The 22,499-nt window shown below is 62.5% G+C and carries 22 protein-coding genes; 9 read left to right on the top strand and 13 right to left on the bottom strand.

Annotated elements, in window-relative coordinates:
* Positions 1–13: 13 nt before the first annotated feature.
* Positions 14–3,529 (bottom strand): chromosome segregation protein SMC, encoded by a 3,516-nt coding sequence (gene smc / locus QN413_RS07010; RefSeq protein ID WP_323495899.1) that lies wholly within the window; start codon positions 3,527–3,529, stop codon positions 14–16.
* A gap of 94 nt (positions 3,530–3,623) precedes the next feature.
* Between smc and QN413_RS07005 the strand changes: the two genes are divergently transcribed.
* Both QN413_RS07005 and QN413_RS07000 read left to right on the top strand, forming a co-directional pair.
* Complete coding sequence (locus QN413_RS07005) at positions 3,624–4,382, top strand: hypothetical protein (protein WP_323495898.1); 759 nt, start codon at positions 3,624–3,626, stop codon at positions 4,380–4,382.
* A gap of 71 nt (positions 4,383–4,453) precedes the next feature.
* The gene (locus QN413_RS07000; RefSeq protein ID WP_187051812.1) at positions 4,454–5,146 is read left to right on the top strand and encodes a mobilization protein; all 693 of its coding nucleotides are present in this window, start codon (positions 4,454–4,456) and stop codon (positions 5,144–5,146) included.
* Here QN413_RS07000 and QN413_RS06995 read toward each other — a convergent pair.
* From QN413_RS06995 to QN413_RS06960, 8 genes are all read right to left on the bottom strand, one after another.
* Entirely contained in the window at positions 5,116–5,649 is a 534-nt protein-coding gene (locus QN413_RS06995; RefSeq protein WP_323495897.1) for a disulfide bond formation protein B, read from the bottom strand. The genes QN413_RS07000 and QN413_RS06995 overlap by 31 nt on opposite strands.
* Positions 5,646–6,743, bottom strand: a complete 1,098-nt coding sequence (locus QN413_RS06990) for a sulfate ABC transporter ATP-binding protein (RefSeq protein ID WP_323495895.1) — start codon at positions 6,741–6,743, stop codon at positions 5,646–5,648. Before QN413_RS06990 ends, QN413_RS06995 begins: the two co-directional genes overlap by 4 nt.
* Positions 6,744–6,759: 16 nt before the next feature.
* Positions 6,760–7,662: a sulfate ABC transporter permease subunit CysW gene (gene cysW / locus QN413_RS06985; RefSeq protein ID WP_323495894.1), complete on the bottom strand. Its 903-nt coding sequence runs from the start codon at positions 7,660–7,662 to the stop codon at positions 6,760–6,762.
* Positions 7,659–8,549: a sulfate ABC transporter permease subunit CysT gene (gene cysT, locus QN413_RS06980; RefSeq protein ID WP_187051808.1), complete on the bottom strand. Its 891-nt coding sequence runs from the start codon at positions 8,547–8,549 to the stop codon at positions 7,659–7,661. The genes cysW and cysT overlap by 4 nt, the downstream gene beginning before the upstream one ends.
* Positions 8,546–9,559 carry a sulfate ABC transporter substrate-binding protein gene (locus QN413_RS06975; protein WP_323495893.1) on the bottom strand — a complete coding sequence of 338 codons (1,014 nt, stop codon included), beginning with the start codon at positions 9,557–9,559 and terminating at the stop codon, positions 8,546–8,548. The genes cysT and QN413_RS06975 overlap by 4 nt, the downstream gene beginning before the upstream one ends.
* Positions 9,556–10,101, bottom strand: a complete 546-nt coding sequence (locus QN413_RS06970; protein ID WP_323495892.1) for an RBBP9/YdeN family alpha/beta hydrolase — start codon at positions 10,099–10,101, stop codon at positions 9,556–9,558. The genes QN413_RS06975 and QN413_RS06970 overlap by 4 nt, the downstream gene beginning before the upstream one ends.
* A 20-nt stretch (positions 10,102–10,121) precedes the next feature.
* Positions 10,122–10,763 carry a peroxiredoxin gene (locus QN413_RS06965; protein ID WP_323495891.1) on the bottom strand — a complete coding sequence of 214 codons (642 nt, stop codon included), beginning with the start codon at positions 10,761–10,763 and terminating at the stop codon, positions 10,122–10,124.
* A gap of 123 nt (positions 10,764–10,886) precedes the next feature.
* Positions 10,887–11,825 carry a LysR family transcriptional regulator gene (locus tag QN413_RS06960; RefSeq protein ID WP_323495890.1) on the bottom strand — a complete coding sequence of 313 codons (939 nt, stop codon included), beginning with the start codon at positions 11,823–11,825 and terminating at the stop codon, positions 10,887–10,889.
* 147 nt (positions 11,826–11,972) lie between these two features.
* Here QN413_RS06960 and QN413_RS06955 point away from each other — a divergent pair, with 147 nt between their 5' ends.
* Positions 11,973–12,602, top strand: coding sequence for an FMN-dependent NADH-azoreductase (locus QN413_RS06955; protein ID WP_323495889.1), 630 nt, complete (start codon positions 11,973–11,975; stop codon positions 12,600–12,602).
* A gap of 42 nt (positions 12,603–12,644) precedes the next feature.
* Here QN413_RS06955 and QN413_RS06950 read toward each other — a convergent pair whose 3' ends face one another.
* Positions 12,645–13,199 carry an NAD(P)H-dependent oxidoreductase gene (locus QN413_RS06950; protein ID WP_323495888.1) on the bottom strand — a complete coding sequence of 185 codons (555 nt, stop codon included), beginning with the start codon at positions 13,197–13,199 and terminating at the stop codon, positions 12,645–12,647.
* Between the two features lie 114 nt (positions 13,200–13,313).
* On the opposite strand from QN413_RS06950, the gene QN413_RS06945 reads away from it, so the two are divergent.
* Positions 13,314–14,297: a ketopantoate reductase family protein gene (locus QN413_RS06945; RefSeq protein WP_323495887.1), complete on the top strand. Its 984-nt coding sequence runs from the start codon at positions 13,314–13,316 to the stop codon at positions 14,295–14,297.
* A 79-nt stretch (positions 14,298–14,376) separates the two neighbouring features.
* Here QN413_RS06945 and QN413_RS06940 read toward each other — a convergent pair whose 3' ends face one another.
* From QN413_RS06940 to QN413_RS06930, 3 genes are all read right to left on the bottom strand, one after another.
* Positions 14,377–14,934, bottom strand: coding sequence for a DsbA family protein (locus tag QN413_RS06940; protein WP_323495886.1), 558 nt, complete (start codon positions 14,932–14,934; stop codon positions 14,377–14,379).
* Between the two features lie 54 nt (positions 14,935–14,988).
* Positions 14,989–15,927, bottom strand: a complete 939-nt coding sequence (gene epsC, locus QN413_RS06935) for a serine O-acetyltransferase EpsC (protein WP_323495885.1) — start codon at positions 15,925–15,927, stop codon at positions 14,989–14,991.
* Between the two features lie 130 nt (positions 15,928–16,057).
* On the bottom strand, positions 16,058–17,395 hold the full coding sequence (locus tag QN413_RS06930; protein WP_416352150.1) for an MFS transporter: 1,338 nt from the start codon (positions 17,393–17,395) through the stop codon (positions 16,058–16,060).
* Between the two features lie 163 nt (positions 17,396–17,558).
* On the opposite strand from QN413_RS06930, the gene cyoA reads away from it, so the two are divergent.
* The 5 genes from cyoA to QN413_RS06905 all read left to right on the top strand — a co-directional run bounded on the left by cyoA (position 17,559) and on the right by QN413_RS06905 (position 22,499).
* A complete protein-coding gene (gene cyoA, locus QN413_RS06925) occupies positions 17,559–18,638 on the top strand; it encodes a ubiquinol oxidase subunit II (protein WP_323495884.1) in 1,080 nt (359 codons plus the stop codon).
* A 100-nt stretch (positions 18,639–18,738) separates the two neighbouring features.
* Complete coding sequence (cyoB, locus tag QN413_RS06920) at positions 18,739–20,742, top strand: cytochrome o ubiquinol oxidase subunit I (RefSeq protein WP_323495883.1); 2,004 nt, start codon at positions 18,739–18,741, stop codon at positions 20,740–20,742.
* Positions 20,743–20,770: 28 nt separating this feature from the next.
* Complete coding sequence (gene cyoC / locus QN413_RS06915) at positions 20,771–21,388, top strand: cytochrome o ubiquinol oxidase subunit III (RefSeq protein WP_222620388.1); 618 nt, start codon at positions 20,771–20,773, stop codon at positions 21,386–21,388.
* Positions 21,385–21,786: a cytochrome o ubiquinol oxidase subunit IV gene (cyoD, locus tag QN413_RS06910; RefSeq protein WP_187051797.1), complete on the top strand. Its 402-nt coding sequence runs from the start codon at positions 21,385–21,387 to the stop codon at positions 21,784–21,786. The genes cyoC and cyoD overlap by 4 nt, the downstream gene beginning before the upstream one ends.
* The gene (locus QN413_RS06905) at positions 21,783–22,499 is read left to right on the top strand and encodes an SURF1 family protein (RefSeq protein ID WP_323496057.1); all 717 of its coding nucleotides are present in this window, start codon (positions 21,783–21,785) and stop codon (positions 22,497–22,499) included. The genes cyoD and QN413_RS06905 overlap by 4 nt, the downstream gene beginning before the upstream one ends.

Raw genomic sequence — 22,499 nt, 5'->3', positions numbered from 1 at the left:
GGTCTGTTCGCTTTCAAGCCGCTTCGACCATGGACACCGCAGCGTCCATATCGACTGCCACGATGCGCGACACGCCCTGCTCCTGCATGGTCACCCCGATCAGTTGCTCGGCCATTTCCATGGCGATCTTGTTGTGGCTGATGAAAAGGAACTGGGTCTCGCGGCTCATGGCGGTAACGAGTTTGGCATAGCGCTCGGTGTTGGCGTCGTCGAGCGGTGCATCGACTTCGTCCAGAAGGCAGAACGGCGCCGGGTTGAGCTGGAAGATCGCGAAAACCAGCGCGATCGCTGTCAGCGCTTTCTCGCCGCCCGACAACAAATGGATGGTCTGGTTCTTCTTGCCTGGCGGCTGCGCCAGCACCTGCACGCCCGCATCCAGAATCTCGTCGCCGGTCATCACGAGGCGCGCATTGCCGCCGCCAAACAGCTCGGGGAACATGCGGCCGAAGTGCTCGTTGACGATCTTGAACGTACCGCCGAGCAGTTCGCGCGTCTCGCCATCGATCTTGCGGATCGCATCTTCGAGCGTGCCGATGGCTTCGTTCAGGTCGGCCGATTGCGCATCGAGAAAAATCTTGCGCTCGCTGGCCGTCGCCAGCTCGTCGAGTGCTGCCAGATTGACCGCGCCGAGGGCAGCGACTTCGCGATGCAGCCGATCGATTTCGGCCTGCATGCCGGGGATGCGCACCTTGTCGGTTTCGATCGACAGCGCGATGGCATCGAGGTCGGCTTCGGCATCGGCCAACAGCTGCTGATATTGCTCGGAGCCGAGGCGCGCCGCCTGTTCCTTCAGCTGGAATTCGGTGATACGTTGACGCAGGGGATCGAGCTCGCGTTCGAGCGTCAGGCGCCGTTCGTCGCTGGCGCGCAGCTTGAGCGTGAGGTCGTCGTACTGGCTGCGCGTGGCGCCGAGGGATGTCTCGCGTTCCAGCTTGAGCGACAGCGCGTCCTGCAGGCCGGCCTGCGCCGCCGCATCGGAAAGCCGGCCGAACTCGGCCCTGGCGCGCTCTTCTTCGTCGGCCAGCGCAACGTTCTGCTGCGCCGCCGTTTCGATCGCGCGATTGAGTTCGCCGCGCCGCGCTTCGAGCGTGCGCTGCGAGAACGTGGCTTCTTGTGCCTGGCGCTCCAGGCTGCGGTGCTGCTCCCGCGCAGCGGTGAGCGCCCTGCCCGCCTCTATCACGTACTCGTCGAGTTGCGCATGCCGCTCCTGGCTGTCGGCCAGCTGCATGTCGAGTTCCTCGAAGCGCGACTCGGCCGTCACGCGCTTTTCCTGCAGTTCATCGAGTTGCGCATCGACTTCGCCGAGGTCGGTGGCCAACTGCTCGCTGCGCGCACGGGTCTGCTCGGCAAGTTGCGACAGGCGCAGCGTTTCGACCTGAAGCTCGTGTGCGCGCGATTGCGTCTCGGCGGCTTCGCGGCGCGCGGTGACCAGTCGGGAAGCGGCGTCGGCATAGGCGGCTTCGGCCCGGACCAAAGCGGTGCGTGCGTCTTCGTTGATGAGCGTCTGGGCGCGCAACTGCCGCTCCAGGTTCTCGATCTCCTGCTGGCGCGCGAGCAAGCCGGCCTGCTCCGAATCCTGCGCATAAAAGCTGACGCTGTGCAGCGAAACGGAATGGCCGCTCTTCACGTAGACCACGTCGCCGGGCTGCAGCTTTTCGCGCAAGGCGAGCGCTTCTTCGAAGCTCTGCGCGGTGTAGCAACCGTGCAGCCATTCGACCAGCAAGGCCTGCAATCCTGCATCGTTGAGGCGCAGCAGCTCGGACAATCGGGGCAACGTGCCCTGCCCTTGCGGCACGCCGGCCGACGGCGGGCTGTAGAAGGCCAGCTTGGCCGGCGGCGCATCCGCACCAAAGGCGCGAACCATGTCGAGCCGGCTGACTTCGAGCGCGCCCATGCGCTCGCGCAACGCGGATTCGAGCGCGTTTTCCCAACCCTGTTCGATGTGGATGCGACTCCACAAGCCCTGCATGCCGTCGAGGCCGTGCTTGGCGAGCCACGGCGCGAGCTTGCCATCGGTCTTGACCTTCTCCTGCAGTGCGCGCAACGCTTCGAGGCGCGCCGAAAGATCGGCTTGGCGCGCGCCCTCGGTGTTGACGGCTTGCTGCCGCGTGCGGCGGTCGTCGTCGAGCTGCGGTACGCTGTCCTGCAGATCCTGCAAGCGAGCATCGGCTTCGGTCGCGGCTTCTTGTGCGCTCTCGTGTTGTGCTTGCAGGTCGCCCAGCTTCGCCTCGTCGGGCGCTGCGAGCGCGTTCTTGTCGGTGCGCAGTTTTTCGCTGCGCAGCGTCAGTTGGCGGGACTGGTCTTCGATGTTGCGTTGGTCTGCGGCCAGCACCTGAATCTGCTGCTGGACCTGCACGACAGTGGCGCGCTGCGCGTTGGCTTCGGCCTGTGCACGCTGCTGTGCCTCTTCAAGCTCCGGCAGGCGCGTGTCGTGGTCTTCAAGTTGCGCCGCCAGCGTGATGGCCTGCTCCTCGGCCGCCACACCCTGGTCGGCCAGCGTTTCTATTTCGGCCGCCGCATCGGCGCGGCGCGTGCCCCATTGCCCGATCTGCTCGCGCAGTTGAACGAGCCGCTGTTCGACGCGCTGGCGGCCTTCGACAACGAAGCGGATTTCCCCTTCGAGCCGGCCGACTTCGCCGCTTGCTTCGTAGAGCTTGCCCTGCGCCTGGTTGACCTGGTCGCCGGCCGCATAGTGCGCTTGCCGAACGGTTTCGAGTTCGGCCTCGATGTGCCGCAAGTCGGCCATGCGCGACTCGAGATCGTTGACTGCCTTGGCCGCGTCGGCCTTGACCTTGGCTTGGTCCGCTTCGCTTTCGGTTCGCTTCAAAAACCACAGCTGATGTTGCTTTCGGGTGGCATCGCCCTGCAGCTGGTTGTAGCGCGCCGCGACCTCTGCCTGCTTTTCGAGGCGCTCGAGATTGGCATTGAGTTCGCGCAGGATGTCTTCGACACGAGTCAGGTTTTCTCGCGTGTCGCCCAGGCGGTTCTCGGTCTCGCGGCGGCGCTCCTTGTACTTAGATACACCGGCAGCTTCTTCGAGGAACAGGCGCAACTCTTCGGGTTTCGACTCGATGATCCGGCTGATCGTGCCCTGGCCGATGATGGCGTAGGCACGCGGTCCGAGCCCGGTACCGAGGAACACGTCCTGCACGTCGCGCCGGCGCACCGGCTGGTTGTTGATGTAGTAGCTGCTGGTGCCGTCACGGGTGAGCACGCGCTTGACCGCGATCTCGGTGAACTGCGCCCACTGGCCGCCGGCGCGATGGTCGGCGTTGTCGAACACCAGCTCAACGCTCGAACGGCTGGCCTGCTTGCGGGTCGTGGTGCCGTTGAAAATCACGTCCTGCATCGATTCGCCGCGCAACTCCGACGCACGCGATTCGCCGAGCACCCAGCGCACCGCATCCATGATGTTCGACTTGCCGCAGCCGTTGGGACCGACGACGCCCACGAGTTGGCCTGGCAGCAAAAAGTTGGTGGGTTCGGCGAACGACTTGAAGCCTGAAAGCTTGATTGAATTGAGACGCACGACGTGTTGGCCTGGGTGCCAAGGTGTTGATTTGTAAGGAAAAACGCGAGGTTGCGCGCTGCTACCCGGAAGGTCGATGATAACGTGCGCACCCATGAGAGAACTCCCAAAGACACCCCTTTCAGCGCGTCGCTCCGCGATGCTGGCCGTCACGGCGTTGTCGCTGGTTCTGGCCGGTTGCAGCAGCTTCAATTCGACCCAGCGCGCCGAGCCGTACGGCGGACAGGAGTGGATGCAGACCGGCGCCAATCGCGTCGCCAACCTGGCGCTGCGCGACAACCTGCAATCGATCCGTCGCGTGCAACTCAGCCTGTACCGTCGCAACCCGCGCGAGTGGCGCAAATGGGCGCCGAGCGCCGACGACGCCATCCAGCGCACATGGGACGCGGTGATGCAGGACAAGCCGTTGCCTGAGTTGAAAGGCGCAAGAGGCATCGACGCGATCCGGCTCGGCTTCGAGACCACGCCGCAGCCTTACACGGGCGACCGGGTGGCGGCGTTGGTGATTGGCTGGGCCTCCATGTTGAAGCAGGCCAACGGCGACACCTGGGAACAAACGATGATCGATGGCGTCAATGCCGAGAACGCCTACCGAGCAGCCCGCAACATCGAAATTTCGCTGTGGTTACTCGGCTCGAAGACCGGTCCGGACGGCCAGCCTTTGCTGCTTGCCACCGAGATCAGCGAGCGTGGTCGCAACCTGGTGGCCGACCGTGAGCTCTCCAAGGTGACGGCGCGACTCGACCTGATGGCGGCGCAGGCCGACGAGAAGTACCGACGTGCCGCGCTCGACTTCAGCCAGAACTGGATTCTCGGCAGCCTCGGGCCATTCTTTGCGATGGCCAGGCCCTGAAGCCATGTCGCTTCGGCCTCTAAAATAAAGCCTTGCTCCACCCCCTAACCCCAACTTTTCCAGGCACACCCATGAGCTCCATCAATTTCATCGGCGGCGAAAAAGGCGGCGTCGGCAAGTCGGTCACGGCACGGGTGCTCGCGCAGTACTTCATCGACCACAGTCGCCCCTTCGTCGGCTTCGACACCGACCGCTCCCACAGCTCATTCACCCGCTTCTACGAAGGCTTTGCGTCGCCCGTCGTGGTCGACAGCTTCGAAGGCCTCGACACGGTGGTCAACGGCTTCGAGCACAACCCGAAGCAAAACGTGATCGTCGACCTGGCGGCGCAGACGCTGGCACCGCTGTCACGCTGGATCAAGGAATCGGCGCTTTTCGATGTCTTCAAGGACATCGGCGTGACCGTCAACTTTTGGCATGTGCTGGACGACGGCAAGGACTCGACCGACCTGCTCGGCACGCTGATCGACACCTTCGGCGACCGCCCCAACTACATCGTGGTGCAGAACTACGGCCGCGGCAGCGACTTCGGCATGTTGCTGGCATCGCAGTCGCTGTCGAAGGCAAGGCAGCACAGCGCCTTGGTCATCGCGATGCCACGCCTGCACGACGCGAGCATGCGCAAGATCGACGCGCAGAACAGCAGCTTCTGGAAAGCGGTCAACGACCGCGAAGGCCCGCACGCGCTGGGCCTGCTGGAACGCCAGCGCGTGAAGGCGTGGCTTGCGACGGCTTACGCCGCCTTCGACACCCTGCCGCTGTAAGCACGCGGCCCGCCGCGGCGGGCCAGCAATATCAGGGCAAGCACCGTGAAGCCCACGAACGCGATGAACGACCAGTTGGCGATCGACAGCTTCAGAAAGGTCCAGTCGATCTGCGAGCAATCGCCACCGCCGCGAAAGATCATCGGCAGTGCGCGCTTCAGCGGAAAGGTCTCGATCATTCCGTAGAAGTCGCGGCCGCAGGAAACCACTTCGGGCGGATACCACTGCAACCAGCTCTGTTGCGCCGCGGTGTAGCCACCGGCCAGCGTAGACAGCAGCATCAACAGGCCGCCGGCGACCTGCACGCCCTTCTTGTTCGTCGCGGCCGCCAGCGCCGAGAACAACGCCACCAGCACCAGCGCGTATCGCTGCACGATGCACATCGGGCACGGCTCGAGGCCGACCACGTGCTGCAGGTACAGGCCAAAGGCCAGCATCGCAACGCAGGCCAGGCAAATCAGCGCATAGGCGCGGCGCGGTGCGCCGAAGTACCAATCGATCAAGGGGAAACCCAGTCTTCTTCAACGAACACCTTGGCCTTGCGCGGCGTGGCGACGACCGTGTCGCCCTCTTGCAAACCCAAGTCCCGGAACTGTTGCGCAGGAAGTTGCGCTTCGATGATGGTTCCGGAGCCCGGATTATCCGGATTCGATTCGACGGGTTCAAGTTCCAGCCGCGCGGTCGGTCCGACCACGATGGCTCGCGTCAGCGTCGCGACGATTCCAGCGGCACCCGGCGTGTAGCGCGCGACGCTCAGGTCATGCGGCCGGACATACGCCAGCGCCTTGGCATCGCGGGCGCCGCTGTGTTCGGGCGCATCGAAGCGCATGCCGTCGAGCTGAACTTCGCCGTGGTCGGCGCGGCCATGGAACAGATTGACGTCACCGAGAAAACCGTAGACGAAGGGGCTGGCGGGCTTGTCCCAGACGTCCTGCGGCGAGCCGACCTGCTCGATCTGCCCCTTGTTGATGACCACCACGCGATCGGCCACTTCGAGCGCTTCTTCCTGATCGTGCGTCACGAAAATGCTGGTCACGTGCAGCTCGTCGTGCAGGCGGCGCAGCCAGCGGCGCAACTCCTTGCGCACCTTGGCGTCGAGCGCGCCGAAGGGTTCGTCGAGCAGCAGCACCTTGGGTTCGACCGCGAGCGCACGGGCCAGCGCAATGCGCTGGCGCTGGCCGCCCGACAACTGCGACGGATAGCGGTCGGCCAGCCAATCGAGCTGCACCAGCTTGAGAAGGTCCATCACCTTCTCCTTGATCTTGGCTTCGGCCGGGCGCGTGCTGCGCGGCTTGACGCGCAATCCGAAGGCCACGTTCTCGAAGACCGTCATGTGACGGAACAGCGCGTAATGCTGAAACACGAAGCCGACCTGCCGCTCGCGCACATGCACGTCGGTGGTGTCTTCGCCTGAAAAGAGGATGCTGCCGGCGTCGGCCGTTTCCAGGCCCGCGATGATGCGCAACAACGTGGTCTTGCCGCAGCCCGACGGGCCGAGCAGCGCGACCAGTTCCCCCGATTCGACGTCGAGGTTGACGTTGCGCAGCGCCTGGAATTCACCGAATCGCTTGCTGATGTCGCGGATTTCAATACTCATGCGTTTCTCTTTTTTGTCAGCCTGCTGCGGGCTGCTCGGGCCGCTCGGGCGGCAACTCGGCAATGGCCTTCATCTCGCGCTCGTGCCGCCATTCGATCACCGTCTTGATGACCAGCGTGACCAGCGCGAGGATGGCCAGCAGCGACGCGACGGCGAAAGCCGCCACCGACTGGTACTCGTTGTAGAGCACTTCGACATGCAGCGGCATCGTATTGGTCTGCCCGCGGATGTGGCCCGAAACCACCGACACCGCGCCGAATTCGCCCATGGCGCGCGCGTTGCAGAGGATCACGCCATACAGCAGGCCCCACTTGATGTTGGGCAGCGTCACGCGCCAGAAGGTCTGCCAGCCGGTCGCGCCGAGCACGATGGCCGCCTGCTCTTCGTCGGTGCCTTGAGCCTGCATCAGCGGCACGAGTTCGCGCGCGATGAACGGGAAGGTCACGAACACTGTCGCCAGCACGATGCCAGGCACCGCGAAGATGATCTTGATGTCGTGCGCTTGCAGCCATGGCCCGAACCAGCCCTGCGCTCCGAACACCAGCACGTAGATCAGCCCCGCAACGACCGGTGACACCGCGAACGGCAGGTCGACCAGCGTCGTCAGCAACGACTTGCCGCGGAACTCGAACTTGGCGATGGCCCAGGCTGCGGCCACCCCGAAGACGAGATTCAGCGGCACCGTGATGGCCGCCACGATGAGCGTCAGCTCGATCGCGCTCCACGCGTCGGGCTCTTTCAGCGCTTCGAGATACGCGCCGAAGCCTTTGCGCAACGCTTCGGTGGCGACGGCGGCCAGCGGCAACACCAGGAAGAGAAACATGAACGCCAGCGCAATGGCGATCAATGTCCACTTGACCCATGGCGACTCGGTCGTGCCGGCCTGCGCCCTGCGAATCACCTTGGCCGGCGCGCTCACAACGGCGCTCCCGCACGCCTGCGCTGCCACGTCTGCAAGCCATTGATGACCAGCAACAACAAGAACGACAGCACCAGCATTACCAACGCGACCGCGGTTGCCCCCGCGTAGTCGTATTGCTCCAGCTTGCCGATGATGATGAGCGGGGTGATCTCCGAGATCATCGGCATGTTGCCGGCGATGAAGATGACCGAACCGTACTCGCCGATGGCGCGGGCGAACGCCATCGCAAAGCCGGTGAGCAGCGCCGGCATGATGGCTGGCAGGATCACCCGCATGAAGGTTTGCAGGCGCGTTGCACCCAGCGATGACGCGGCTTCTTCTAGTTCTTTCTCGGTGTCTTCGAGCACCGGTTGCACGGTGCGCACCACGAAAGGCAAGCCGATGAAGATCAGCGCGATGACGATGCCCGCGGGCGTGAAGGCCAGCTTGATGCCGTGCGGTTCGAGGAACTGACCGACCCATCCGTTGCCCGCCAGCAAGGCGGTCAGCGAAATACCGGCCACCGCGGTAGGCAGTGCGAAGGGCAAGTCGACCAGCGCATCGACGATTCGCTTGCCCGGAAACTTGTAGCGCACCAGCACCCACGCCACGAGCAGACCGAACACCAGATTGACCAGCGCGGCGATCAGCGACGCACCGAAAGTCAGGCGATACGACGCCATGACGCGCGGCGCAGTGACCGCCACCCAGAACTGGTCCCAGGTGAGCGTGAAGGTCTTGAAGACCAGTGCCGACAGCGGGATCAGCACGATGATGCTGAGATACATCACCGTGTAGCCGAGCGTCAAGTTAAAGCCCGGCAGCACCTTTCTGGAAGTGCCCCGGGCCGTCGCTGGCGCGAGAGGCGTTGCCGCAGATGGCAACGCTGGAGACACGGCGGTCACTTGCTGCCGGGCGTGTAGAGCTTGTCGAACTGGCCGCCGTCGTTGAAGTGCACTTTCTGTGCGTCGCCGAGGCTGCCGAAGAGTTCCTGCACCGTGAACAGCTGCAACGGCTTGAAGGTGTCGGCGTACTTCTTCAGCACGGCTTGCGAGCGCGGGCGCAGCGCATGCTTGGCAGCGATCTCCTGCGCCTCGTCGGAGTACAGCCAGTCGAGGTAGGCCTTGGCAAGTTCGCCGGTGCCCTTCTTGGCCGTCGTGCGCTCGACGATAGCGACCGGGTTCTCGGCCACGATGCTGATCGAGGGATATACCGAATCGACCTTGCCGGCACCGAACTCGCGGTCGATGGAGATCACCTCCGATTCGAAGGTGATGAGCGCGTCGCCGATGTTGCGCTGCAGGAAAGCGGTGGTCGCATCGCGGCCACCGCGGGCCAGCACCGGAGTGTTCTTGAACAGCTTGCCGACGAACTCGGCCGCTTGCGCGTCGGTACCGCCCTTCTTCTTCACATAGCCCCAAGCCGCGAGGTAGGCATAGCGCCCGTTGCCGCCGGTCTTGGGGTTGACGATGACCACCTGCATGCCCGGCTTGATCAGGTCGTCCCAGTCCTTGATGCCCTTCGGGTTGCCTTTGCGCACCAGGATCAGCATGGTCGATGTGGTCGGCGACGCGTTGTCCGGAAACTTCTTCGGCCAGTCCTTGGCAACCACGCCGACACCGGCCAGAAAGTCGATGTCGGTGCTGGTGTTCATCGTGACCACATCGGCGTCGAGGCCATCGGCCACGCTGCGGGCCTGTGCGCTCGAGCCGCCGTGCGACTGGTCGATCTTCACGTCCTTGCCCGTGACCTTTTTGTAATGCGCGATGAAGGCCGCGTTGTAGTCCTTGTAGAACTCGCGCGCCACGTCGTAAGAAGCGTTGAGCAAGGTGTTGCTCTGGGCAAAGGCCGGTGCGGCCAGCACCGAAGAAGCGAGCGCGAAAGTCGCGACGAAGGCCTTGAATCTGAAAGTCATGAGATTGCCAAAAGTTCTTCTGAATACAACGACTGGAAGAGTGCCAGGCCGAGCGCCCAGGGCCCGTGCCCGGAGTCGCTGTTGATATGGCCCGCATTCTGCATCCGGACGAATTCGCTACCCCATGCGCGGGCATACGCGCCAGCCAGTCGCACCGGACAAAACGGATCGTTGCTGCTCGCCACCACGATGCTGCGATATGGCAAGGTCGCATACGGCACCGGTGCGAAGTCATGCAGCACGGCGCGGCGTTCCGGGTCAGCCGGCGCCACCAGCAGAGCGCCCTGCACCTTCGCGGCGGCTTCGGGCGGCAGGTGCGCCACCGCGATGCAACCGAGGCTGTGCGCTGCAATCACCACCGGCTCGTCACCCTCGAGCACGAGCTTGGTCAGAGCACCGACCCAGGCTGCGCGCGTTGGCGAAACCCAATCGTCCTGTACGACGCGCTGGGCGCCCGGCATGCGCTCTTGCCACAGCGTCTGCCAATGGCCTGCGCCGGAGTCGCGCCAGCCAGGAACGATAACGATGCGAGGATGCTTCACGCGTGAGAGTGCGCCGCGGTTTATTTGTTCGGCTGAGGCGTGAGCCGCAGATAAGGCCTGACCGCCTTGAAACCCTTCGGAAAGCGCTCTGCGATTTCGGCCGGGTCTTGAATGCTCGGGATGATGACCACGTCGTCGCCGTCTTTCCAGTTCACCGGCGTCGCGACCTTGTAGCCATCGGTGAGCTGCAGCGAATCGATGACGCGCAGGATCTCGTCGAAGTTGCGCCCGGTGCTGGCGGGGTAAGTGAAGGTGGTGCGCACCACGTGCTTGGGGTCGATGATGAACACGCCGCGCACGGTGGCCGTGGCCGATGCGTTCGGATGGATCATGTCGTACAGGTCGGACACCTTGCGATCGGCGTCGGCCAGGATCGGAAAGTTGACGGTCGTGTTCTGCGTCTCGTTGATGTCGGCGATCCATTCCTTGTGCTTGCCGACAGGGTCGACACTCAAGGCGATCGGCTTGACGCCACGCTTGGCGAACTCGGTGGCGAGCGCCGCGGTCTTGCCAAGTTCGGTCGTGCACACCGGCGTGAAGTCCGCAGGATGCGAGAACAGCACGACCCATGAATTGCCGGCCCACTCATAGAAATCGATCGGGCCTTCGCTGGAGTCTTGAGAGAAATTGGGGGCGGTGTCGCCGAGTCGCAAAGTTGCCATGGTCGCTCCTTGGGGTGCTGGATTCAGCGGTTAGCCGACGATTGTCCGGAGCTTTGACCCCTCGACAAACGACTGTCTACTTGTTTGTTTATGGTGTTTTTCGCATAAGGGCAGCTGCACTGGTCACGGTCGACGCATCAGTTCATGTCCGAAAAGAGCATGCGGCTCGTCACCATTGATGTTTTCGGACAAAAAGTCGATCAGCGCCCGAATCGCCGGTACCAACGCCCGGCGCGCCGGAAACACGGCGTGCGAGATCGCAGGCGCCGGGCCCCATCCGGGAAGCACCTCGATGAGGCGACCCGACACCACAGCCGCGCGGCACATGTAGTCGGGCAACACGGACGCGCCGACACCGTCGAGCACCGCGAACTGCAGCGTGGCCAGGTCGTCAGCCAGATAGCGGGGCGAATGCGAGTGGTCGTACACCGCGCCCTTCGGTCCTTCGAGATGCCAGTGCGCCCGACCCTCGCCCGCGGACATCGCCACGGTATCGAGCCGAGCCAGATCGGCCGGTACGACCACCGGACCCTGCTGCGCCAACAACTTCGGCGTGGCGACCAGCAAGCCACGGCTCACACCGAATGATTTGGCGACCAGCGTCGCGCTGTCTTCGATGGTCGTTCGCACGCGCAGGGCCACATCGATACCTTCCTCGACCAGATCGACGGGCCGGTTAAGCACGCGCAGATCGATACGGACCGCCGGGTAGCGCTTCAAAAACTCCGGCAACAACGGACCGACGCTGCTGTGCGCCATCGTTACCGGGCAACTGATTCGGACCGTGCCCCGCGGCTCGGTCTGCACCTGTGCCACAGCATCGGCGGCGGCCTGCGCGGCATCGCGCATTGCCGCGCAATGACGCAGATACACCTCGCCTGCTGGCGTAAGCGACAGGCGGCGCGTGCTGCGCTGCATCAGCTGCACGCCGAGTTGGGTCTCGAGGTCGGCTACGCGGCGCGAAAGCCGCGACTTGGGAACACCGAGCGCGCGGCTGGCTGCGGCAAAGCCGCCCCGTTCCGCCACCTCGGCAAAGAACACCATGTCGTTGAGATCTTGCATTTCATCGTCCTGTTTTCAGAACGATATAAGCCAATTTTGGCTGCTTATCAATCAATCGACTCAAAAATAGAATTCTGCTAGGCCGACAAAACCGTGTCGGCAGACCGAACAACAACGCGATTCACCGTCGCACATCGAGGATTGATCATGAAATTGCTGCACATCGACTCCAGCATCCTGGCTGCCGGCTCTGTGTCGCGCCAGCTCAGCGCCCAAACGGTCGCTGAATTCCGCAAGTCCCACCCCGACACCACCGTCGAGTATCTCGACTTGGCCGTCGACACCCCCAACCATTTCAACGCCGACGCGCTTGGCATCAAGATCGGCGTGCAAGCGCAGCCGACCGAAGCGCAGGCACGCGAAAACGCAGTGTCGGAAAAGCTGGTGAGCCAGTTTCTGGCCTCGGATGTCATCGTCATCGGCGTGCCGCTCTACAACTTCACTGTGCCGACCCAGCTCAAAGCGTGGATCGACCGCTTGGCCCAACCCGGCCGCACTTTCAAGTACGGCGAAAAAGGACCAGTCGGCCTTGCTGGCGGCAAGCAGGTGTTCGTGCTGATCTCGCGCGGCGGCGTGTATTCGACGACCGAAGGCGGCCAAGCCCTGGAGCACCAGGAGTCGTACCTCAAGGCGATCTTCGGTTTCTTCGGCATCAGCGACGTCAAGTTCATTCGGGCCGAAGGGCTGGCGATGGGCGATGCGGTGAAGGCCGCGGCCATCGCGACAGCGCAAAAGCAGATCGAAGAAGCTTTTCAAGGCGAAGCCCTGGCGGCCTGAGCGTTCGGGCGCGCCTGCGTCTCGGTTCTCCGGCGCGTGGCTTCAACCGTTGTGCGTCTTGACCCAAGCCGCGAACTTGTCCATCCAGGTCTGCAAGAACTTCTCGGTCGACTCGATGCCGATGTGGCCCTTGTCGTCGAACATGCCGTCTTTCATCTGGATGAACGCCTCGGGCTGGCCCAATGTCGGCACGTCGAGATAGGCCAGCACATTGCGCAGATGCTGCTGCGCTAGCGCGGTCCCAATGGCGCCGCCGGCAATGCCGATCACGGCCGCCGGTTTGCCCCCCCACGCACTCTGGCCATAGGGTCGCGATGCGTGATCCAGCGCGTTCTTCAGGACACCAGGGATCGAGCGGTTGTACTCGGGCGTGATGAAGAGCAGCCCTTGCGTGGCCGCAATCTCGGTCTTCAACCGCTTCACCGACGCGGCTTGGTTGCCGTCGTCGTCCTGGTTGTAGAGCGGCAGATCGTCGATGCGCAAATGCTCCAGCGTGAAGTCGGGAGGGGCAAGGTGCGCAAGCGCCAGTGCCAGCTTCCGGTTCATCGAATCCTTGCGCAGACTGCCGATGACGACACCGATTTTGGTTTGACTCATGGATCTCCAGGGTTTGGTTGGACGAGTCGCAAACATTAACCGAAGCGCGCATCATCGATCGCTTTCATGGCCACTTCACTGGCCGCGTCATGGTCTGATTCTGGAGCAGTGCAAATGCGTTTTCTCGTAGTGGGTGCCGGCGCACTCGGCGGTTATTTCGGCGGCCGATTGCTCGAGGCCGGTCGCGACGTCACCTTTTTGCTGCGACCGCGCCGCGCGACGCAAATAAAGAAGACCGGATTGGTCATTCGAAGCGGCATGGGCAACCTGCTTCTGCCGAATCCGCCGCATGTTCTCGCCAACGAGATCAACGCGCCGTACGACGTCGTCATCGTCGGCTGCAAGGCTTACGACCTGGCCGAGACGATGGAATCTTTCGCGCCCGCGGTCGGTCCCGACACGGTCATCCTGCCGCTGCTCAACGGCATGCGCCACATCGACGCGCTGGCATCGCGCTTCGGCGATGAGAGAGTGCTTGGCGGCCTTTGCATGATCTCGGCAACGCTCGACGACGAAGGCACCGTGCTGCATCTTGCCGACCTGCAAGTGCTGGCGTTCGGCGAGCGCGACGGCACACGATCGGCAAGGGTCGACGCCATCGCAGCGCAGTTTGCCGGTGCGAAGTTCGATGCCCGCGCCACGCTCGACATCCTGCAGGAGATGTGGGAGAAGTGGATCTTTATCGCGACGGTGGCGAGCCTCACGAGTTCGATGCGTGCACCCATTGGCGACATCGTGAGTGCGGGCGGCCAGGATGTGGCGCTGGCGTTGTTCGAAGAGTGCAGTGCCATCGCGGCGCACAACGGCTTCGCGCCACGCGCCGGCGCCATCGAACGGGGCCGCACGATGGTCACGACGGCCGGGTCGTCCATCACCGCGTCGATGTACAAGGACATCGTGCGCGGCGCCGCGATCGAGGCCGATCACATCGTGGGGGACTTGCTTGGGCGCGCTGCCACGGGGAGCAGGGTTGGGGCGCGGACAGGGCCTGATTCAGATGTCTCGGCACCGTCCGCTTTGCGCACGGCCTATGTGCACCTCAAGACTTACGAAGCGCAACGCGGTCGCCTTGCGGTGTCCGCCACTGCCGCCATGTAAGCGAGGAAGCAGCGTCGAAGCAAGGGCCAGGAAGCTCCGGCAAATGGTCCGGCCTGCCAATGTGATGACGCGACACAGCTCAGGCCCCCGATAGCGCCTTTTCGATAGCCTGGTGCAAATGTTCCAGGCCGAACGACACATCGGTAAAAACGCCGTTCACGTAAAAAGTCGGCGTGGCGCGCACGTGCAGCCGCTCCGCACCAGCCACCTGCTCCTGCACACGCTGCAGGTAGACGTGGTCGCGCATCTCGTTTTCGAAGCGGGGTATGTCGAGCTCCAGCTCTTTCGCGTACTGGTGCAGGTGCTTTTCATCGAGGTGCTGCTGGTGGGCGAACAGGAGGTCATGCATCTGCCAGAACTTGCCCTGTGCGCCGGCAGCTTCGGCGGTTTCGGCCGCCAGCTCCGCATGGGAATGCACCTCGCGCTGCGGAAAATGACGATAGACGAAACGCAGGTTCGGCCCGAAATGCGCCAGCATGATCTTCAGCGCGGCATGCGCCTGACCGCACGAAGGGCACTCGAAATCTCCGTATTCGACCAGCGTGACGCGAGCCGATTTCGAACCATGAATGTGGTCGGTGGCGCTGTCTGGCGCCAACAAAGGATTGGCCTTGGTGGATGCGGTGTGTGCGTTCATGGAAGTTATTGTGAACCTCCCTCCACGCCGCCGCATCTCCCCGAAAATTTCGTTTCAGCTCGTGACGAGTCCGGGAGGCGCGACGTTCGGTTCACGCGTAACTTCTCGGGATTGCGCCTGCGTCAAGCTGCAGCCCGGTGGGACGTCTTGCGTCACCCACACGTTGCCCCCGATGGTCGCGCCCTTGCCGATCGTCACCCGCCCGAGGATGGTCGCGCCGGCGTAGATGACGACCTCGTCCTCGAGCACCGGATGCCGTGGCAAGCCTTTCTTGAGATGCCCTGCGCTATCGGTCGGAAAGCGTTTGGCCCCCAAGGTAACCGCCTGATAAAGACGCACGCGTTCGCCGATGACGGCCGTCTCGCCGATCACGACACCCGTCCCATGGTCGATGAAAAACCCGGCGCCGATCTGCGCGCCCGGGTGAATGTCGATCCCGGTCTGTGCATGCGCCCGTTCGGCGACGATGCGTGCCAGCAAGGTCAGGCCCAGCTTGTACAGCGGGTGCGCCATGCGGTAGTGGATCATCGCCAGCACGCCGGGGTAGCACAGCAGGACCTCGTCGACGCTGCGCGCAGCCGGGTCGCCGTGAAAGGCCGCCATCACGTCGGTGTCGAGCAACGTGCGAATGCCGGGCAACTCGGCCGCGAAGGCGCGGACCCGCTCTTGCGCATCGGCGCTCAATTCAGCCAACTCGGCTGCTGAATGACGCCGCGTGTGCCGCAACTCGAGAGTCGCCTGTGCATGAAGTTGATGCAACGCGGCATCGAGCGTGTGGGCGACGTAGAAGTCTTCGCTCTCCTGCCGAAGATCCGTGGGGCCGAGCCGCATCGGAAAGAGCGCGCCCGTGAGCGCCTCGACCACTTCGGCCATCACGTCGCGCGACGGCAATTCGCGCTCACCGCCCTCTTGCGATCGCTTTTGAGATTCACGCCAATTGCGCCGCACCTGATGCAGGCCGCTCACGATCTCGTCTACCTGAAACCCTGCCATACGCTGCCCCCGTACATGTTTTTGATGGACGTCGATTCTGAATGCGCAGAGCATCCCACTATTGGCCGGCCCCCGCTGTCGTGGGCCGAATGAGCCCACGAGAGGCAGACCCATCGGGACCAGGTCCCTGTCAGTCCCGGATTTCGAGCGCGCGATTCACCCGCAGGGCGATCAACGTACAAATCGCACCGGACAGCAGGTACACGCTGACGGCGACCAGTCCAAAACGGGCCGACAAACCGAGCGCCACCAGCGGCGCGAAAGCCGCGCCAATAAGCCACGCGAGATCGGATGTGAGCGCGGCGCCGGTGTAGCGGTATTGCGCCTCGAAGTTGGCCGTGACCGCGCCCGCCGCCTGGCCGTAGGACAAGCCGAGGAGCCCGAAGCCGACCAGGATGAAGAGGTCTTGCAACATCGGACCGCCACCGAGCAGCCAGGGCGCGAACAGACTGAATGCGCCGATGAGGATGGCGAGCGTACCGAGCGTGTTTCTGCGCCCGTAACGGTCCGCGATCCAACCGGAAACGACGACAGCCGCAACGCAGATCACCGCGCCGTACATCTGGATCTTGAGCACGTCTTCGACTGTTTGGGTCGAGTACAACGTCATCCAAGAAAGCGGAAACACGGTCACCAAATGGAAGAGCGCATAGCTCGCCAGCGCGGCGAAGGCGCCGATGAAAAGATTGGGGCCGCGCGCCTTCAACAACGCACCGACCGGCACCGGCTCCAGTTTGTTCTCTTTCAGCAGATGCTCGTACTCGTTGGTCACTACGAGCCGCAGCCGGGCAAAGAGTGCCACGACATTGATCGCAAACGCCACATAGAACGGGTAGCGCCAGCCGTAATCCAGAAAGTCCATCGCCGAAAGGTTGGCATACAAAAACAGGAACAGTCCGCTGGCGATGATGAAACCGATGGGCGCACCGAGCTGCGGAATCATGGCGTACCAACCGCGACGGCTGCGCGGCGCGTTAAGGGCCAACAGGGACGACAGGCCGTCCCACGAACCGCCCAACGCCATGCCTTGGCAAAACCGCAGAATCGACAACAGCACGATGGAAGTAAAACCGAGGCTCACGAAGCCTGGCAAGAAGGCCATCCCCGCCGTCGAAAAACCGAGCAGGAACAAAGCAGCCGTCAGCTTGATGCCCCTTCCATAGCGCTTCTGGATGACCATGAACGCCATGGTTCCGATCGGCCGCGCAATGAAGGCGAACGAGAACACTACGAACGAGTACAGCGTGCCTTCGAGGCGCTGGGCAAAAGGAAAGAAGACCGCCGGGAAAACCAAAACCGAAGCAATACCGTATACAAAGAAGTCGAAGTATTCCGAAGCACGACCAATGATCACTCCGACCGCGATCTCGCTCGGCGCGATGCCCGAATGGTTGGCCGTCACACGGCGGGTGTCTTCCTCCATGCCCTGTGGCGAAAGATCGTTATGTTGCTGACTGACGCTGGACATCGTTCTTGCTCGTGTTTAAGGATGGATTTCGTTCGCTTGAATGCGACAGGTTCGCACTGGTTGGGGAAAGTTGCCATAGGACAAAACGTCCAATGCCAAGAATAGCCCGATCGGCGTAGATTCTGCGAATTATCAAGACCGAGTCCACTTTAAATTGTCCGGTATGACCCAGCTCAAGAAACTTCGCGGATTACTTTTCCTACCCGCCATTGCACTCCTGTCGGCTTGCAACATGGTGTCCATGAACCCTTCGGGCGACATCGCCGTCCAGCAGCGCAACCTGATCATCACGTCGACGCTGCTGATGCTGCTCATCATCGTTCCGGTGATCGTGCTGACGGTGGTTTTCGCGTGGCGCTACAGAAAATCGGCCGCCAACGCGCATGCCGATTACCGCCCTGACTGGAATCACTCGACCCAGCTCGAGTTGGTCATCTGGGCAGCGCCGCTGCTGATCGTGATTGCCTTGGGCGCGCTGACCTGGATCAGCACTCACACGCTCGACCCCTACCGCCCCCTGGCGCGGCTGGACGCCGAGCGAAGCATTCCGGCAGACGTCAAGCCGCTCGTCGTCGAAGTGGTGGCACTCGACTGGAAGTGGCTGTTCATCTACCCCGAACAAGGAATTGCCATGGTGAACGAGATGGCCGCGCCGGTTGACCGGCCCATCAGTTTCAAGATCACTGCATCGTCGGTCATGAATTCATTCTTCATTCCTGCACTGGCTGGGCAAATCTACGCCATGCCCGGCATGGAGACCAAGCTGCACGCGGTGATCAACAAGCCAGGTGCCTTCGATGGTTTTTCAGCCAACTACAGCGGCGCCGGCTTTTCCGGCATGCGCTTCAAGTTCCACGGCATGAGCACGGCCGAGTTCGACAAGTGGGTCGAAACCGCCAAGGCCGACAAAACTGAATTGACCCGCGATGGCTACAAGCAGCTCGAACAGCCCAGCGAGCGCGACCCGGTACGTCGGTATTCCACCGTAGCAACCGGGCTCTACGAAGCCATACTGAACCGCTGCGTCGAGAACAACAAGATGTGCATGAAAGACATGATGGCAATCGACGCAAGGGGTGGCCTCGGCGTTCCTGGCGCCGTCAACTTGGCCTCGAGTGCTTCTGCAGCGCGCCCGACACCCGGCGTCGACCCGAAGCCCGCACGGCTGTACGTCGGTGCGATGTGCACCGCCCGCGACTACCCGGCAGACATCGCGCTGTCTTCCGCGGACCGTCCGCTCTGACGAGCGTCCGCATCGCGCGACTGCCCGCAAAGCTGCTTCAACCCGACTGCCCCTCACTGCGCCACATTGCGCAGCCTAATTTTCGTCACCCGGACCCACGATGTTCGACCATCTAGATATTACGAAGCTCGTCTTCGGCCGCCTTACTTGGGACGCGATCCCTTTTCATGACCCGATCTTGCTGGTGACCTTCATCGCCATCGGCCTCGGTGGCGCAACGATGCTTGGCGCCCTGACCTATTTCCGCGTATGGGGCTACCTCTGGCGCGAATGGTTCACCAGCATCGACCACAAGAAAATCGGAATCATGTACATCATTCTGGGTCTGGTGATGCTGCTGCGCGGCTTCTCCGACGCGATCATGATGCGCTTGCAACAGGCCGTCTCCTTCGGAGATTCGGTGGGTTACCTGCCGCCCCATCACTACGACCAGATCTTCACCGCGCACGGCGTGATCATGATTTTTTTCGTCGCCATGCCGCTGATCGCGGGGTTGATGAATTTCGCAGTGCCGCTGCAAATCGGCGCACGCGACGTTGCATTCCCGTTTCTCAACAACCTGAGTTTCTGGATGACGGCCAGTGGCGCCGTGCTGGTCATGATGTCGCTGTTTTTCGGCGGCTTCGCGCGCACCGGCTGGCTGGCCTATCCACCGCTCTCGGGGATTGCCTACAGCCCAGACGTAGGGGTCGATTACTACATCTGGTCATTGCAGGTCGCGGGCATAGGCACGTTGTTGTCGGGCATCAACCTGATCGCGACGATCGTCAAGATGCGCGCACCGGGCATGGGTCTGATGAAGATGCCCATCTTCACCTGGACCGCGCTCTGCACCAACGTGTTGATCGTCGCCGCCTTCCCGGTGCTGACCGCCGTCCTCGGGTTGTTGGCGCTCGACCGCTACGTAGGCACTGCGTTCTTCTCCAACGACTTCGGTGGCAACGCCATGATGTACGTCAACCTGATCTGGATCTGGGGTCACCCGGAGGTTTACATCCTGATCTTGCCGTTGTTCGGCGTGTTCTCCGAAGTGGTCTCGACCTTCTCGGGCAAGCGCCTGTTCGGCTACGCCTCGATGGTCTACGCGACGATCGTCATCACGATCCTGTCCTACCTGGTCTGGTTGCATCACTTCTTCACCATGGGTTCGGGTGCCAGCGTCAACTCGTTCTTCGGCATCACCACGATGATCATCTCCATCCCGACCGGGGCGAAGATATTCAACTGGCTGTTCACCATGTACCGCGGCCGCATCCGCTTCGAGGTGCCCATGTTGTGGACCATCGGTTTCATGATCACCTTCACGATCGGCGGCATGACCGGGGTGCTGCTCGCAGTGCCTCCAGCCGACTTCGTGTTGCACAACAGCCTGTTCCTGGTGGCCCACTTCCATAACGTGATCATCGGCGGCGTGGTGTTCGGTGCGTTTGCCGGCATCAACTACTGGTTCCCCAAGGCGACCGGCTACAAGCTCGATCCGTTCTGGGGCCGGGTGTCGTTCTGGTTCTGGATCACCGGCTTCTGGTTCGCGTTCATGCCGCTCTACGTGCTGGGCCTGATGGGCGTGACGCGCCGTATGAGTCACTTCGACGACCCGTCGCTCCAGATCTGGTTCCAGATCGCCGCCTTCGGCGCGTTCCTTGTCGCCCTCGGCATCCTGTCGATGTTGATCCAGTTCTACGTGACCTTCCGCGACCGCGCAAAACTGCGTGACACCACCGGCGACCCGTGGGATGGCCGTACGCTCGAATGGTCGACCTCGTCACCACCACCGGCATACAACTTTGCCTTCACGCCGCAAGTTCACGACGGCGACGCCTGGACCGACATGAAGAAGAGGGGATACGTGAGGCCGCTGCAAGGTTTCATTCCCATCCACATGCCCAAGAACACCGGCGCCGGCATCATCCTGGCCGGGCTCAGCGCGGTATTCGGTTTCGCGGCAATCTGGCACATGTGGCCACTCGCCGCCCTGTCCTTCCTTGCCATCGTGGTCGTCGCCATCGGGCACACCTTCAACTACAAGCGCGAGTTCTACATCGGCGCGGACGAAGTCTTCCGCATCGAAAGCGAACGTACGCAACTGCTGGCCAGCCATGTCTGAGTTCACTGTCTCCCCACCGCCCGGTACCATGGCTGAAAAAGTCAGCACACCCGCCAATCTGCGATTTTTCGTAGCCGAAGAGGTCCACCCGGAAAACGGCACGCTGCTCGGGTTCTGGCTCTATCTGATGAGCGACTGCCTCATCTTTGCCGTGCTGTTCGCGGTCTATGCGGTGCTGGGCCGGAACTACGCCGCCGGCCCCTCGGGTGCAGACCTGTTCGACCTGCCGCTGGTGGCGCTGAACACTTCGATGCTGCTGCTGTCGTCCATCACCTATGGCTTTGCCATGCTCGAGATGCAGCGCAAGCGACTGCGACCGGTGTTGGCATGGCTCGCGGTGACCGGTCTGCTGGGCGCCGCCTTCATCGGCCTGGAGCTGTATGAATTTGCGCACCTTATCCACGAAGGCGCTGGACCCCAGCGCAGCGCATTCTTGTCGTCGTTCTTCACGCTGGTCGGCACGCACGGCTTGCACGTGGCCTTCGGTATCGTGTGGCTCGTGACGCTCATGGTCCAGGTATCGCGCGGCGGCCTGATCCTGGAGAACCGTCGGCGACTGATGTGCCTTTCGATGTTCTGGCACTTCCTGGACGTCGTCTGGATCGGCGTCTTCACCTTTGTCTATCTGATGGGATCCCTGCAATGAGCGCACACATCGAAGCAACTTCACCTCACGGACCGCACGACGGACATCACGAAGACGACGCTGGTGGTCCGCACAGCACATTCAACGGGTACATGACCGGATTCGTGCTGGCGGTCATCCTCACTGCGATCCCGTTCGCGATCGTCATGGGCAAGGTATTCGACAAGTCGAGCACCACGGCATTCGTCATCCTTGCATTGGCTGCGGTTCAGATCGTCGTTCACATGATTTACTTCCTGCACATGAGCACCAAGACAGAAGGCGGGTGGTCGTTGCTGGCGCTGGTCTTCACGCTGGTGTTGGTCGTGATCACGCTCAGCGGCTCGATCTGGGTGATGTACCACCTGAACTACAACATGATGCCGCCGTCCATGCAGGAAATGAAGAACATGCCTTGAAGCGAATTGCACTGGCCAGTTGCGCGTTTCTGGTGTTTTCCGGATTCATTGCGCTCGGCATCTGGCAGATAGAGCGATTGGCCTGGAAGCTCGATCTGATTGCACGGGTCGACCAGCGTGTTCACCTCCCTGCCACCTCACCGCCGGCAATGGCGCAGTGGGCGGAAGTGAACAATTCCGATGACGAGTACAGGCACGTGAAGCTTAGAGGGGAGTTTCTGTACGAGCGCGAGACTTTGGTTCAGGCCAGTACCAAACTCGGAAGCGGTTTTTGGGTGCTGACGCCTTTGCGCCGCACCGACGGTAGCGCGATCCTCGTCAATCGCGGGTTCGTGCCACCCGACGAAGTCGATCGTGCAAAGCGCAAGACCACCGAATCCGTCGGCGAGGTCGATGTCACGGGCCTGCTGCGCATGACCGAACCCCGCGGCGGTTTCCTGAGACACAACGACCCTGCCGCTAACCGCTGGTTCTCGCGCGATGTGGCGGCCATCGCGACTGCGCGCAACGTGGCCGATGCAGCACCTTTTTTTGTCGACGAAGATGCCCCGTCGACAGAGACTGACCTTCAATGGCCCCGCGCGGGTCTCACCGTGATCGCGTTCTACAACAACCATCTGGTCTACGTGTTCACCTGGTTTGCGCTGGCGCTAATGACCGCTCTCGCTGCCTGGTGGTTCGTCCGCGAAGAACGCAAACCACGCCTCGGCTGA

Source organism: Variovorax sp. LG9.2, from assembly GCF_035018885.1.
Taxonomy (GTDB): Bacteria; Pseudomonadota; Gammaproteobacteria; order Burkholderiales; family Burkholderiaceae_C; genus Variovorax.
The sequence above is the reverse complement of the archived record's forward strand: the minus strand, read 5'-3'. Positions and strand labels throughout refer to the sequence as shown.